This window comes from Maribacter vaceletii (assembly GCF_003634105.1).
GTDB lineage: Bacteria > Bacteroidota > Bacteroidia > Flavobacteriales > Flavobacteriaceae > Maribacter_B > Maribacter_B vaceletii.
In genome coordinates this window covers 719,929-734,817 of record NZ_RBIQ01000007.1, presented here as the reverse complement: position 1 = coordinate 734,817, position 14,889 = coordinate 719,929, and the positions used below count along the sequence as shown (strand labels likewise).

Annotated in this window: 10 protein-coding genes; 7 read left to right on the top strand and 3 right to left on the bottom strand. The window is 32.1% G+C overall.

Annotated elements, in window-relative coordinates:
* The first annotated feature begins 42 nt into the window (after window positions 1-42).
* A complete protein-coding gene (gene mfd / locus CLV91_RS02995; RefSeq protein WP_121063829.1) occupies window positions 43-3,408 on the top strand; it encodes a transcription-repair coupling factor in 3,366 nt (1,121 codons plus the stop codon).
* A 62-nt stretch (window positions 3,409-3,470) separates the two neighbouring features.
* A complete protein-coding gene (locus CLV91_RS02990) occupies window positions 3,471-4,790 on the top strand; it encodes a TlpA family protein disulfide reductase (protein ID WP_121063827.1) in 1,320 nt (439 codons plus the stop codon).
* 54 nt (window positions 4,791-4,844) lie between these two features.
* Here CLV91_RS02990 and CLV91_RS02985 read toward each other — a convergent pair whose 3' ends face one another.
* Entirely contained in the window at window positions 4,845-5,504 is a 660-nt protein-coding gene (locus tag CLV91_RS02985; RefSeq protein WP_121063825.1) for an aspartate kinase, read from the bottom strand.
* A gap of 55 nt (window positions 5,505-5,559) precedes the next feature.
* On the bottom strand, window positions 5,560-5,919 hold the full coding sequence (locus CLV91_RS02980; RefSeq protein ID WP_121063823.1) for a YraN family protein: 360 nt from the start codon (window positions 5,917-5,919) through the stop codon (window positions 5,560-5,562).
* A 180-nt stretch (window positions 5,920-6,099) separates the two neighbouring features.
* On the opposite strand from CLV91_RS02980, the gene CLV91_RS02975 reads away from it, so the two are divergent.
* Window positions 6,100-7,602, top strand: coding sequence for a DUF1800 domain-containing protein (locus CLV91_RS02975; protein ID WP_121063821.1), 1,503 nt, complete (start codon window positions 6,100-6,102; stop codon window positions 7,600-7,602).
* Between the two features lie 11 nt (window positions 7,603-7,613).
* Window positions 7,614-9,353 (top strand): DUF1501 domain-containing protein, encoded by a 1,740-nt coding sequence (locus CLV91_RS02970; protein ID WP_121063819.1) that lies wholly within the window; start codon window positions 7,614-7,616, stop codon window positions 9,351-9,353.
* A 56-nt stretch (window positions 9,354-9,409) separates the two neighbouring features.
* Here CLV91_RS02970 and CLV91_RS16780 read toward each other — a convergent pair whose 3' ends face one another.
* Window positions 9,410-9,571: a hypothetical protein gene (locus CLV91_RS16780; protein WP_170146690.1), complete on the bottom strand. Its 162-nt coding sequence runs from the start codon at window positions 9,569-9,571 to the stop codon at window positions 9,410-9,412.
* Between the two features lie 180 nt (window positions 9,572-9,751).
* Here CLV91_RS16780 and metG point away from each other — a divergent pair, with 180 nt between their 5' ends.
* The 3 genes from metG to CLV91_RS02950 all read left to right on the top strand — a co-directional run bounded on the left by metG (window position 9,752) and on the right by CLV91_RS02950 (window position 14,791).
* The gene (gene metG, locus CLV91_RS02965; RefSeq protein WP_121063817.1) at window positions 9,752-11,818 is read left to right on the top strand and encodes a methionine--tRNA ligase; all 2,067 of its coding nucleotides are present in this window, start codon (window positions 9,752-9,754) and stop codon (window positions 11,816-11,818) included.
* Window positions 11,819-11,847: 29 nt separating this feature from the next.
* Window positions 11,848-12,366, top strand: a complete 519-nt coding sequence (locus CLV91_RS02960) for a ferritin (RefSeq protein ID WP_121063815.1) — start codon at window positions 11,848-11,850, stop codon at window positions 12,364-12,366.
* Between the two features lie 307 nt (window positions 12,367-12,673).
* On the top strand, window positions 12,674-14,791 hold the full coding sequence (locus CLV91_RS02950) for a Tex family protein (protein WP_121063812.1): 2,118 nt from the start codon (window positions 12,674-12,676) through the stop codon (window positions 14,789-14,791).
* The last annotated feature ends 98 nt before the right edge of the window (window positions 14,792-14,889 follow it).

The window sequence follows — 14,889 nt, the reverse complement described above, 5'->3', positions numbered from 1 at the left end:
ACACACTATATGTAGAAGTTATATTTGTACAAATTTATACCGTTGACCTATTCTATTATTCAACAAGGTTTTGCACAGTCTCCGCAATCGCAGAAACTGCAAAAAACTATTGCCCAATCCGAAAAAAACATTGCTTTAACAGGAACTACAGGTTCTGCTCTATCATTTATTTTAGCAGATGCTTTTAAGAAAGCAGAAAGTCCTTTTTTATTACTTTTTGATGATAAAGAAGAAGCGGCCTACTACCTAAACGATTTGGAGCAATTTATAGGAGAAAATGATGTGCTTTTTTACCCAGGAAGCTATCGTAGACCTTACCAAATTGAAGAAACAGATAATGCAAATGTACTTTTAAGAGCAGAAGTATTAAATAGGGTAAATTCTAGAAAAAAACCAGCGGTAATTGTTACCTACCCAGATGCTATTTTTGAAAAAGTAGTAACAAGAAAAGAGTTAGAAAAAAATACATTAAAAATAAAGGTTGATGATACGTTAACCTTAGATTTTTTGAACGAGGTTTTGTTTGAATATAAGTTTAAAAGAGTAGACTTTGTAACGGAACCAGGAGAGTTTTCTGTTCGTGGCGGAATTGTAGATGTATTTTCATTTTCTCACGATCGGCCTTATAGAATAGAATTTTTTGGAGATGAGGTAGATAGTATTAGAACGTTTGATGTAGAAACGCAACTTTCTTTAGAAAAAATTTCTAAAATAACTATTATATCAAATGTAGAAAACAAACTCTTAAACGAAACTAGAGAAAGTTTTTTAAAATATATAGCAAAGGATACTGTTGTCTATGTAAAAAACTTAGATTTTGTATTAGATAGATTAGATACTTTTTTTGCAAAAGCAATTACTGCATTTTCAAAATTGTCTGAAGATATAAAGCATGCAGAGCCCCTAGAGCTTTTTGTTAATGCTACTTTATTAAAAAAACAACTTGGCGCTTTTAGAATTGTAACTTCCGGAAAAAATGCATCTGCTTTAGCAAAGGTTGCAACTATACCTACCGAGGAAATTGTATACAAAACAAAACCGCAACCCTCATTTAATAAGAAGTTTGATTTACTAATTAATGATTTAAATGAGAATAATACCAAGGGGTATACAAATTATATTTTTTGTGCAACAGACCAGCAAGCACAGCGTTTTCATGATATTTTTGATGAGGTAGAGGAAGAGGTTCATTATAAAACTATAGTTTTTACTTTACACCAAGGGTTTATAAATGATAATCTAAAAATAGCCTGTTATACAGACCATCAAATTTTTGAGCGTTACCATAAATTTCATTTAAAAAATGGGTACGCCAAAAAGCAAGCTATTACTTTAAAAGAATTAACAAAGCTTGATGTTGGGGATTATGTAACCCATATAGATCATGGAATTGGAAAGTTTGGAGGTTTGCAAAAAATTGATGTAGAAGGAAAAAAACAAGAGGCTATAAAATTAATGTATGGGGAGAGAGATATACTTTATGTTAGTATACATTCTTTACACAAAATATCCAAGTTTACAGGTAAAGACGGTAACCCACCAAAGATTTTTAAGTTGGGTTCTGCAGCATGGAAAAAACTAAAACAAAAAACAAAATCTAGAGTTAAAAAAATAGCTTTTGACCTTATTAAAGTATATGCAAAAAGAAGGTTAGAAAAGGGTTTTCAATATGCTCCAGATAGTTATTTACAACATGAGTTAGAAGCCTCTTTTATCTACGAAGATACACCAGACCAAAGTAAAGCTACAGAAGATATTAAAAAAGACATGGAAAGTGAGCGCCCTATGGATCGCTTGGTTTGTGGTGATGTTGGTTTTGGTAAAACAGAAGTTGCTATTAGAGCAGCATTTAAAGCAGTAGATAACGGGAAACAAGTTGCAGTATTAGTGCCAACTACTATTTTAGCTTTTCAGCATGCGCGTTCTTTTTCAGAGCGTTTAAAAGAAATGCCGGTAACGGTAGATTATCTTAATAGGTTTAAAACTGCTAAAGAAAGAAAATTAACCTTAGAAAATTTAGAAGCTGGTAGGGTAGATATTATTATTGGAACGCATCAACTAGTAAATAAGAATGTAAAATTTAAAGACTTAGGACTTCTTATTGTAGATGAAGAACAAAAGTTTGGCGTATCAGTAAAAGACAAATTAAAATCTATCAAAGAAAATGTAGATGTTTTAACCTTAACAGCAACGCCAATACCTAGAACTTTACAGTTTAGCTTAATGGCGGCAAGAGATTTATCACAAATAAATACAGCTCCACCAAATAGGTACCCTATAGAGAGTGAAGTTATCCGTTTTTCCGAAGAAACTATTAGAGATGCTATTTCCTATGAAATACAAAGAGGTGGGCAATCTTTTTTTATTCACAATAGAATAGAGAATATTAAAGAGGTAGCTGGTATGATCCAGCGCTTAGTGCCAGATGCTAAAATAGCAGTTGGTCATGGGCAAATGGATGGAAAAAAATTAGAAGCACTCATGATTTCTTTTATGAATGGTGAGTTTGATGTTTTAGTTTCTACTACTATTATAGAAAGTGGCTTAGATGTAACTAATGCTAATACCATTTTTATAAATAATGCAAATAATTTTGGATTGAGCGATTTGCACCAAATGCGTGGTCGTGTTGGTCGTAGTAATAAAAAAGCATTTTGCTATTTTATAACGCCACCTTATGAGGTAATGACCAATGATGCTCGTAAAAGAATACAGGCTCTAGAACAGTTTACAGACTTAGGTAGTGGATTTAATATAGCTATGAAAGATTTAGAAATTCGTGGCGCAGGAGATATTCTTGGAGGAGAGCAGAGCGGATTTATAAATGAAATTGGTTTCGATGCCTATCAAAAAATACTTTCCGAAGCTATTAGTGAGTTAAAGGAAAATGAATTTAAAGATTTATATGAAGAGGTAGAAGGCGCCCAAGAGAAAATATATGTAAAAGAAACCCAAATAGATTCGGATTTTGAACTTCTTTTCCCAGACGATTATATTAATAATATTACAGAGCGTCTTACTTTGTATACTAATTTAAATAGCCTTAAAGAGGAAGAAGAATTAGTAAAATATGAGAAAGAATTAGTAGATCGCTTTGGAGAATTGCCAACACCTGCGGTAGATCTGTTAAACTCTGTTCGTATAAAATGGATTGCTAACCAAATAGGGTTAGAAAAAATTGTAATGAAACAGAAAAAACTCATTGGCTATTTTATTGCGGATCAACAGTCCGATTTTTACCAAAGCCCAATATTTACAAGAGTATTGCAATTTGTACAGGCAAATTCAAAAGTTTGTAAAATGAAAGAAAAACAAACAAGAAACGGGCTCCGTTTATTGTTAGTTTTTGAGAATATAAATACGGTAGAAAAAGCATTAAAAGCTTTACAGCCTTTAAAAATTAAGTAGTACCATTTTATGGTATCATTTTTGAAATATAACTAACACCAGTTCTTGAAAAGAGTACTATTATGAAAAAATATATCCTAGGTTTCTTATTATTTTTTAGTGCGTTTGTTTTTGCACAAAATACTATTTCTGGAACCTTTGCGCCAGCAAAAGACTATAGTTGGTTAATTGCATATAGATTAAAGCCTGGGACACAAGTTTATGTTGCAGATACAGCAATTAAAGGAGGTAAATTTACTTTAAACATTCCAGAAAACTCTCCTAAAGGAATGTATAGATTAGTTTATGCGGTTCCACAAGAGGAGTTTTATTTTGATGTGGTTTATAATGGTGAGGAAGATATTAAACTACATTTTACAACAGAAAACGGAGTGTCTTTTTTAGAATCTAAAGAGAATATTATTTTCAATAGTTACTTTAATGAAACACGTACAATAGAAAATGAAATAATTACATATTACTCCTCTGGAAGCACAAATAAGAAACAATATTTAAATCTTATTAAAAAATTAAAAAACATACAGTCTAATTACGAAACTAAATCGGCAGGATTAATGGCTAATACTTTTATAAAAGCTAATAAATTGCAGCTGCCAGAAACATACGTTGATGTTTTTACCTTTGTTTCAGAAAAAAAGAAAAATTATTTTAATGACTTAGATTTTACAAATACAACATTGCAAGCATCTGGTTTCTTAACAGATAAAATTCTTAATTATGTATTTACTGCTTTGCCTTTAGAACAAATGACAAAAGAGGCTACTGAGGGAGTAATACAAGATAATGTAGATCAAGTTAACCTAGAGACTAAAGGGGTAGATTCTAATTATAGATTACATTTATTTTATACTATATGGTCGCAAGCTGCTGCGAGCAAATTTAATGCTACATCAGATTATGTGTTTTCTACCTATTTAAATAAGTTAGCACAAGATTTAGGAAAAAAAGATATTGTAGAAGAGATAGAGCTTCATAATAGATTAAGAATAGGAGCTATTGCACCAGAAATTAGTTGGAAAGAGGAGAATAATGTAAAAACTTTAAATACACTAGAGGGTAGTAAAAACTATGTTTTAGTTTTTTGGAGTAGTACCTGTTCCCATTGTCTAAAGGAACTGCCAGCATTGCATAAAGAACTTAAAAACAACCCAGATATTACTGTAGTTGCAATTGGTATGGAAGAGGATACTAGTAGTTGGGATATAGAAAAAGCTAAACTTCCTAATTTTAAACACGCTATTGCATTAGGTAAATGGGAAAGCAATTATGCAAAATTATATGCTGTAAACCAAACTCCTACATACTTTATTTTAGATAGTAATAAGAGGTTTATTGCTAAGCCAGAAGATGATAAACAGGTAGTAGAATACCTAAAAAAATAACCTCGAGGAAAAGTCCACGAGGTATTTAAATAGCAATTATCTAAAATAATTAGTTTATAAGGTTTTTAAATCCTTAATAGTTTTAAAGGCAATATCTACTTGAGCATCATCCACCAAAATTGTAAATTCATTGGTGGTAGATATTACTTCGTATAAAACAATACCTTCCCATGCTAAACGTTGAAAAATAAAGTAATAAATACCAGGGACAGAAACATTTTCTGCAGGTAACTTTACCGTTATAGAAGATAAATCTTGTGCTTTTTTTGTGCATTTTTCGCCAACAAACAAGTTTTCAACAACACCATCCATTAAATTGCTAATTACAATGTTAATTTCGTTTACACCTCTAGAAGAAGTGTAAAAAACATCTTGGTTAGAGTTTATTTCTTCTAAAAGTTTAGCTTGTTGCTTTAAAATAGTATCCGATGCTAAAAAAGTATAATCAGTTAATGAAGAACGTACCGTTATTTCTCCTATATTTTTTAGGACTTTAATAATTTTATGGGTTGCTCTAAACTCTAAATCATCAGATAAACGTTTAAGTGCCATAACTATGGCTCCATTACGAATGTCTTTACCTAATTCTTCCTCAATTTCTGGTTTTACTATTCTAGAAAGAGAAGTTAAGTTAATAATACCTTGCGCTAGTGCGCTTTGTAAGAATGGTTTTTTCTTAATGTACTGTTCTACTACAGAAGAGATTGTTTTCATTTGGTTGTGGTGTTGTTGTGCAAATATAACAAACTGTTATAAATAAAACAAATTGTCAGAAATGATAATATGCATTTTCTATGTGATTTATTAAATATTCCGTTTTATCCTTACGAATTGTAATAATATCAAACTGTACATCTACATCTAAGTCTAAATCTGTAACATAGTGGTCTGCTGCAAGTATTTGTAATTGCATTTTCTTTTTGGTGACAGTATCTGCTATATTTTCAATAAAGTTGGTACTTCTAGAACGTACTTCTACAATAGCTAATATTTCTCCTTTTTGAGCAATAATATCTACCTCTGCTTTTAAATATCTATAATTTTTTTCTCGAATAGAATACCCTTTCTTTACTAAGAAATTTACAGCTAATTGTTCTCCTTTTTTACCAAATTCATTGTGTTTTGCCATCAAAACAGGGGTTAGTTGTGTATTTCATCGAAAATACAAGGAGTTCAACGTTTATAATTATAAAACATTGTAATTTCGAAAATAATGTTCAAATAAATGGATTGCAATACTATCCATGATTTTGTTACGTTATTACAGAGCCCCAACTCTAAGAACTAAAATACTAATGCCTATATCGCTATGGAATATTTCATTAATTGTAATACTTCTTCATTTGCTGTTTATACTGGTCCTATAGATTACCAAAAAGCAGCGCACCTATATAGAAGACTAGGATTCAGCGCTTCTATAGATACTATTAACACAGCAACTACACAATCTGCAAGTAACTTGGTAGATGCCCTAGTAGATCAAGCCCTTAATACGGCACCTACTACAGCACCAACTTGGGCAGATTGGAATAATAGTAATTACCCTGCAGATGATGATGCTGCACGCCAATTACAAAATACCCAAAGACAAGAATGGAGATTAGCATATTCAAATGATATGCTAGATAATAATCTAAAAGAAAGAATGAGTTTCTTTTGGAGTAACCATTTTGTAACCGAGATAGATATATATGAATGTAATTCTTTCTTGTACCACTATATTAATTGCTTGCAAAGAAATGCTTTAGGTAATTTTAAAACCTTTGTAGAAGAAATAGGGTTAACCAATGCCATGTTATATTACTTAGATGGTGTATTTAATAATGGTAATAATCCTAATGAAAATTACGGTAGAGAGTTGTACGAACTTTTTACTTTAGGAGAAGGTAATAATTACACAGAAGAAGATATTATTGAGACTGCTCGTGCACTAACAGGTTATGTAGAAAGAGGAGAGTTAGGTTGTGAACCTGTGCAATTTGACCCTACAAAACATGATGCTGGTACTAAAACCATTTTTGGACAAACAGATACATTCGATTATCAAGGCGTAATAGATAATCTTTTTGCGCAACGCTCTAATGAAATTGCAGAATTTATTTGCAGAAAATTATATGAATTTTTTGTGCACCCAGATTCTAGAGATGCGGCTAACAATGCTCAAACCATTATAGATGGTATGGCAGCAGTTTTTATTACGAATAATTTTGAGATAGCTCCAGTATTACGCCAGTTATTTAAGAGCCAACACTTTTTTGATGACGAAGCCATTGGTGTAATTATTAAAAGTCCTTTTGACCTCTATTTTAATCTATTTAAAGAAACAAACTTTACTATTACAGATACGAATGTAAGTGAAGCGGTTAATTATAGCTCTTTATTAGGGCAAACCTTATTTGAACCTTTTGATGTTGCAGGTTGGCAAAGAGACCGTTCTTGGATAAACACTAATTTTATGATTGGTCGTTGGTTAACTATAGAAACAATTCTTCTTGGATTTTATGATAGTAACCCAGAACAATTTAGAGAATATGGAATACAAGCGGCAGATCCAGGTGGTGCTACAACCAATGATCCAGCAGCAGTGGCTACTGCAATTGTTAATAAAATATTGCCAAAAGGCCTATTGACACAAGCAGATTACGATACAGCAATAGGAATCTTTAGAGATCCTTATGAAGATAATGGTGTTTATGAAGATAGTCCAGATCCTAATAACTTTTCATGGAATATGACTTTACCTAATGCGCCAACTCAAGTATACCTTTTATTACAACACCTTGGAAGGCAACCTGAATTTCAATTAAAATAAAACCTACTACTATGTGCGATACTCATGATAATTCTCCTCATAAGGGAAAAGAACATAAAGGCCATAATGAAGAACATGCAACTTGGAGTCGCCGTTCTTTTTTACAAACACTAGGAATTGCAGGTTCTGGAAGCATGATGCTTGGTTCAAATCTTTTATCTGCATCAGCCCCATCACGTTTAACAAATGCATTAGCGGACATTGAAACAGATAATATTTTAATATTAATACGATTGTCTGGTGGTAATGATGGACTTAGTACCGTTATACCGATAAATCAGTATGATGCCTATGCAAATGCAAGACCAAATATTTATATACCTGAAAGTAAAATATTAAAACTTACCGATGAGTTTGGTGTGCCCTCTTATATGAGTTCTTTAGAACCTATGTGGGGAGAAGGGCAGTTTAAAGCAGTCCACGGTGTAGGTTATGAAGGGCAAAGCCTTTCCCATTTTACAGGTTCGGATATTTTTGCAAATACCGATTTGGAAACTACAGGTTTTAGTGGAACTAATACTGGTTGGATGGGTAGGCATTTTGAAAATTTATATCCAGATTATTTATCCGATTTTCCTGGTAGTAGACCAGATGGTCCTGCAGCAATACAAATCGGGAGTTATGGTAATTTAGTATTTGAAGGAGAAGAAACTAATTATGCGTTTGTAACTAATAATGTAGACCAATTACAACAAATTGCAGAAACAGGAGTGCAATACCCAGTAGATCAAGCACTTTTTGATGATTGTATGTATGGCGATCAGTTACGCTTTTTAAGAGGTGTATCTAATGTAACCAATGAGTATTCGGGAACTATACATGAAGCGTATTTAAGAGGTCATGATTTACAATGTGTAGAATACCAAGATAATTCTTTTGCTAAGCAATTAGAGCTTTTAGCTAAGCTTATAAAAGGAAATTTAGGTACAAAAGTATATATGATTTCTATGGGTGGTTTTGATACGCATGGGAATCAACCATTAGCACACGAACGATTAATGACTAATCTTTCTGTAGCGGTTAATAATTTTTATGAAGATTTAAAGTGTACTGGTCAAGATGAAAAAGTTTTAAGTATGACCTTTTCTGAATTTGGAAGAAGAATTTTTGAAAATGGCTCCAATGGTACCGATCATGGTAAAGCTGCACCAACATTATTCTTTGGTTCTGGTTTAAAGGGTAGTGCTTTTGTTGGGGAACACCCAACGCTAGACGATCCAGATGGAAGAGGAAATTTAGAATATACCATGGATTTTAGAGATTTATACGGGACTGTTCTTGCAGAATGGTTGTGTGTAGACCCAACAACGGTAAATCAACATTTAAATCCCTTAAATGTAGCAGGATATAATTATACTCCGGTAGATTTAGGATTCCAGTGTCATGCAGAAACGGTGTTTCCAGATATTGCTATGGATGATAGTGAACCAACACTTCCAACTCAACCAGGTTCAGATGAGGATGCAGAATATAGTCCAGAGTTATTAAATCAAATAGTTCATGAACCTTATTACCCAATACAAGGGTCTCCGTCTATTCATATAGAAATGCCATTTTCTGCAGTTGTAGATATTAAATTATATAATATAATGGGGCAAAATGTAGGAACTGTGTATAGCGAAAGAATGTCTGAAGGTTCTACAGAAATAAACATTAGAGAAATGTTGCCAAATTACCTTGCAACCGGAAAATATATTTATAGAATAAATGTACAGAATAAAAAAATGAGTAAGTCTGTTATGGTTGCTTAAAAGTATCCCCACTATGTACTTAGCCTTCTGTATACCTTGGTATTTAGAAGGCTTTTTTATGCCAACTTAGATTTATTATTTTTTGTAGAAAAAGTAAGCTCTTTTTTAATTTTATGGCTCTTGTCTTTATGTACTCTAGTTATGTTAGAGTCTATTTTTTCATTTTCCTTTGCTATATCTTTAGCAAGTGTAAACTTTTTGGGGTTTCCAACACTCATAATTTTTTATTTTGTAAGATTTATCCTATAATTTAACATAAATATTTTAAATTTCGTATACTTTTTCGATGAGTAACACATTTTGCTTTACTACTCCTATCGTTTTCTAATTTCATTTACTTTAGAATGCTAACAACTAGCCTCAAAATCTGTATTTTTGTTGCTTAATTAAATTTATACATGTCTACACAGCAAAATAAACCTTCCAGATATACAATTACAGCAGCATTACCGTATACTAACGGACCAATACACATTGGACATTTAGCAGGAGTATATGTTCCAGCAGATATTTATGCACGTTTTTTGCGATTAACAAATAATGATGTGGCTTTTGTTTGCGGTAGTGATGAACATGGAGTTGCTATCTCTATGAAAGCAAAGAAAGAAGGTATTACTCCTAAGGATGTAATAGATAAGTATAATGGTATTATAAAAAAGTCGTTTCAAGATTTTGGGATTACATTTGATAATTATTCTAGAACATCAGCAGAAATTCATCATAAAACAGCTTCAGAATTTTTCAAAACTTTAAATGATAAAGGGGAGTTTATAGAAGAGACTACTGCACAGTTATATGATGAAGAAGCAAAACAATTTTTAGCAGACCGTTTTGTAATTGGTACGTGCCCTAAATGTGGTAATGAAGAAGCATATGGGGATCAATGCGAAAATTGTGGTTCCTCTTTAAATGCAACCGATTTAATAAACCCAAAATCTACTATTACTGGAGCAGTGCCAACATTAAAAGAAACCAAACATTGGTTTTTGCCGTTAGATAGACATGAGGATTTTTTAAAAGAATGGATTTTAGAAGGACATAAAAAAGATTGGAAGCCTAATGTTTACGGGCAATGTAAGTCTTGGATAGATGATGGATTAAAGCCGAGAGCAGTTACTAGAGATTTAGATTGGGGTATTCCTGTGCCTGTAGAAGGAGGAGAAGGAAAAGTTCTTTATGTTTGGTTTGATGCACCTATAGGCTACATTTCCTCCACTAAAGAATGGGCAGCTCGAGAAGGAAAAGACTGGGAGCCCTATTGGAAGTCTGACGATACTAAAATGGTACACTTTATTGGTAAGGATAATATTGTTTTTCATTGTATTATTTTTCCAGCAATTTTAAAAGCCCATGGGGATTATATTTTGCCAGAAAATGTACCAGCAAATGAGTTTCTAAACCTAGAAGGGAATAAACTTTCTACCTCTAAAAATTGGGCAGTGTGGTTACATGAGTATTTAGAAGAATTTCCAAACATGCAAGATGTTTTGCGTTATACCTTAACGGCAAATGCTCCAGAAACAAAGGATAACGATTTTACTTGGAAAGATTTTCAAGCACGTAATAATAATGAACTAGTTGCCATTTTCGGAAACTTTGTAAACCGTGTAGCAGTATTAACGCATAAATACTATGATGGAGTAATTCCTGAGCCAGCAAAATTTTCAGAAATAGATTTAGCGGCTTTGGCAGAAGTAAAAAAATATCCAGAAATAATATCTAGTTCTATAGAAAGGTATCGTTTTAGAGAAGCAGGGCAAGAGCTTATGAATTTGGCGCGTTTGGGTAACAAATACTTAGCAGATGAAGAGCCTTGGAAGTTGATAAAAACAGACGAAGAGCGTGTAAAAACAGTAATGTATGTGGCATTACAAATAGCATCTGCATTAGCAGTACTTAGTGAACCTTTTTTACCATTTACATCAACTAAATTAAAAGGAATTTTACAGTTAAATAATCTTACTTGGGAGGATATTTCAGAGAAAGATATATTAATAGCTCCTAATCATCAAATTAATAAAGCAGAATTGCTATTTAGAAAAATAGAAGACAAAGAAGTGCAAGCACAATTAGATAAATTAGAAGCTACTAAAAAGGCAAACGAAAATGCTAATAAAGAAGTAACGCCTCAAAAAGATACAATTACTTTTGATGATTTTTCTAAGTTAGATATGCGCGTTGGTACAATCATAGAAGCAGAGAAAATGCCAAAAGCAAAAAAATTATTGGTGTTAAAGGTAGATACTGGTCTAGATACAAGAACCATTGTTTCTGGTATAGCAGAGAGTTTTAAACCAGAAGAAATAGTTGGTAAAAAAGTTACGGTATTGGTTAACTTAGCTCCAAGAGCACTACGTGGTGTAGAAAGTGAGGGAATGATATTAATGACCGAAAATGTAGAAGGAAAATTAGTTTTTGTAAATCCGGATGATGAAGGCGTTTCTAACGGGGAAACAATAAATTAAAATTGTAATTTTATAAAAAAAGAAAAGATATGTTATCAAAAAAAATAGAAAAAGCATTAAATGCCCAAATAAAAATAGAAGCAGAATCTTCACAAATATATTTAGCAATGGCTTGTTGGGCTGAGGTTAAAGGACTAGAAGGTGTTGCAGGATTTATGTATGATCAATCACAGGAAGAGCGTGATCATATGCTTAAGTTAGTAAAATTTATAAATGAGCGTGGCGGTCATGCACAAATATCACAATTAGCAGCTCCTAATGTAACTTTTACTTCTTTTAAAGAAATGTTCGAAAAATTATTAGAACATGAAATTTTTGTATCCAGCAGTATTAACGATTTAGTACATATAACTTTAGAAGAAAGAGATTATGCAACACATAACTTTTTACAATGGTATGTGTCTGAACAAATAGAAGAAGAAGCTATGGCACGTACTGTTTTAGATAAAATTAACCTTATTGGTAATGATAAAGGAGGATTGTATTTGTTTGATAGAGATATAGAACAATTAACAGTTACCTCTGCATCTATGGATACTCCAGAATAATTTTTTACAACTACTTATTTAGATTAAATTAAAATAACATATATTTGTTGGCAACAAATAATAATGTTGTTTTGGGAAAAAATAAAAAAGCAATAAAAAGATTAGCAAAGACGGTTTCTATTAACCCAAATAAGCTAAAGAGTAAATGTTGCAATAAGTACAAGAAATCGGAAAGTAAGCGTTGCGGTAAATGTCCTTGTTTTGATTTACTTAAAAAAGTAGCTTAATTAGTTTAAAATAAATTCTATTATTACAGTAGAGTTAAATATATTACAGGCCTTATAAATTAATTTATAAGGTTTTTTTTATGATAAATTATATACTTAAACACACCAATCTTCCTGAAAAAGGGATTAAAAATACTATAGAGCTACTAAAAGAAGATTGTACAGTTCCTTTTATTTCTAGGTATAGAAAAGAACGTACAGGGAATCTAGATGAGGTTCAAATAGGGCAAATAGTTACGTTTAAAACACAATTTGAAGCTCTTGAAAAACGTAAAAAAGCAATACTAAAAGCATTAGAAGAGCAAGAAGTAGTAACTTCTGAGCTTGTCCAGAAAGTTAATAATGCGCCAGATTTAACTACGCTAGAAGACATATATCTTCCATATAAAAAGAGCAAAAAAACAAAAGCAGAAGCTGCAAGAAATAAAGGTTTAGAACCTTTGGCCAAAATAATTATGGCACAGAATGCTACCGATTTGGAGTTTACGGTATCTAAATATGTTAATAATCTTGTGGAAAATGAAGAGGACGCTCTAGAGGGTGCTCGCCATATTATTGCAGAATGGGTTAATGAACGGTCTGATATTAGAAATCAAATAAGATATCAGTTAGAAAAATTTGCACAAATAACAACTAAGGTTATTAGTACAAAGAAAAACGATGAAAAAGCGCAAAAGTTTCGCGATTATTTTGATTGGAGTGAATCTTTAGGAAGATGTCCATCGCATAGATTATTAGCTATTTTAAGAGCAGAAAATGAAGGTTTTATTCGTGTGAAAATAGAGGTAGATGCGGAAAGAGCTTTGTCTAAAATAGAAGACCGTATTATTAAAAGCAATAATGTTTGTAGTATCCAAATTTCTATAGCAATAAAGGACGCATATAAAAGATTATTGTACCCTTCGTTGTCTAATGAAAGACTAAAACTTGCTAAAGAAAAAGCAGATGAATCTGCAATATTGGTTTTCTCTAAAAATTTAAAACAATTACTATTAGGCTCTCCATTGGGAGAAAAAAGAATTTTAGCTATAGATCCCGGTTTTAGAACAGGATGTAAAATGGTTTGTTTAAGTGCGCAAGGAGATTTAGAACACAATGAAACTATTTACCCTCATGCGCCCCAGAATGATAGCTCGGGAGCTATAAAGAAAATAAGTTCTCTTGCAGATGCCTACAAAATAGAAGCAATTGCAATAGGAAATGGAACAGCCTCTAGAGAAACAGAGCAATTGGTTAAACGTGTTCATTTTAAAAATGAGATAGAAGTTTTTGTGGTTAGTGAGGCAGGAGCATCTATTTATTCTGCTTCAAAAATAGCAAGAGAAGAATTTCCTAATTACGATGTTACCGTAAGAGGGGCAGTATCTATAGGAAGAAGGCTAGCGGACCCTTTAGCAGAACTAGTAAAGATTGATGCAAAATCTATTGGCGTTGGGCAATACCAACATGATGTAGATCAAACAAAATTGCAAAACTCTTTAGATACTGTAGTAGAAAGCTGTGTAAATTTTGTTGGGGTAAATATAAATACTGCGAGCACCTCTTTATTAAGTTATGTTTCTGGTATAGGTCCTAAATTGGCAGAAAATATTGTAACTTATAGGAATGAAAACGGTCCTTTTAAAAGTAGAATAGCTATTAAAAAGGTTCCAAGATTAGGTGGTAAGGCTTTTGAGCAAGGAGCGGCTTTTTTAAGAATAAAAAATGCAAAGAACCCTTTAGATGACTCTGCCATACATCCAGAAAGTTATGCAATTGCCGAAAAAATGGCAAAAGATAAGGGAGTTGCTATAGAAAATCTTATTGGAGATAAAAAAGAGTTAGATGCTATTAATCTTAGTAAATATATATCTGACAGTGTGGGTCTCTTAACATTAAAGGATATCATTAAAGAGTTAGAAAAACCAGGATTAGATATACGAGAAAAAGCAAAGGTTTTTACATTTAATCAGAATATAAAATCTATAACAGATTTAAGAGAAGGGCAACTATTGCCCGGAATAGTAAATAATATTACAAATTTTGGTTGTTTTGTAGATGTTGGAATAAAAGAAAGTGGATTAATACATGTTTCTAATTTAGCAGATACTTTTGTAAAAGATGTTAATGAACATGTAAGCTTACAGCAACAAATTATTGTAAAAGTTTTGGAGGTTGATGTGCCAAGAAAACGTATTCAATTAGCTTTACACAATTAAAACTATATATATGGAACCTAAAAAAACAAATACTTTGTTTTTATGTAACCTGTCAAAAACAGTACTACTTTTTCTTTTGTTTTTTTCAGTGATTTCTT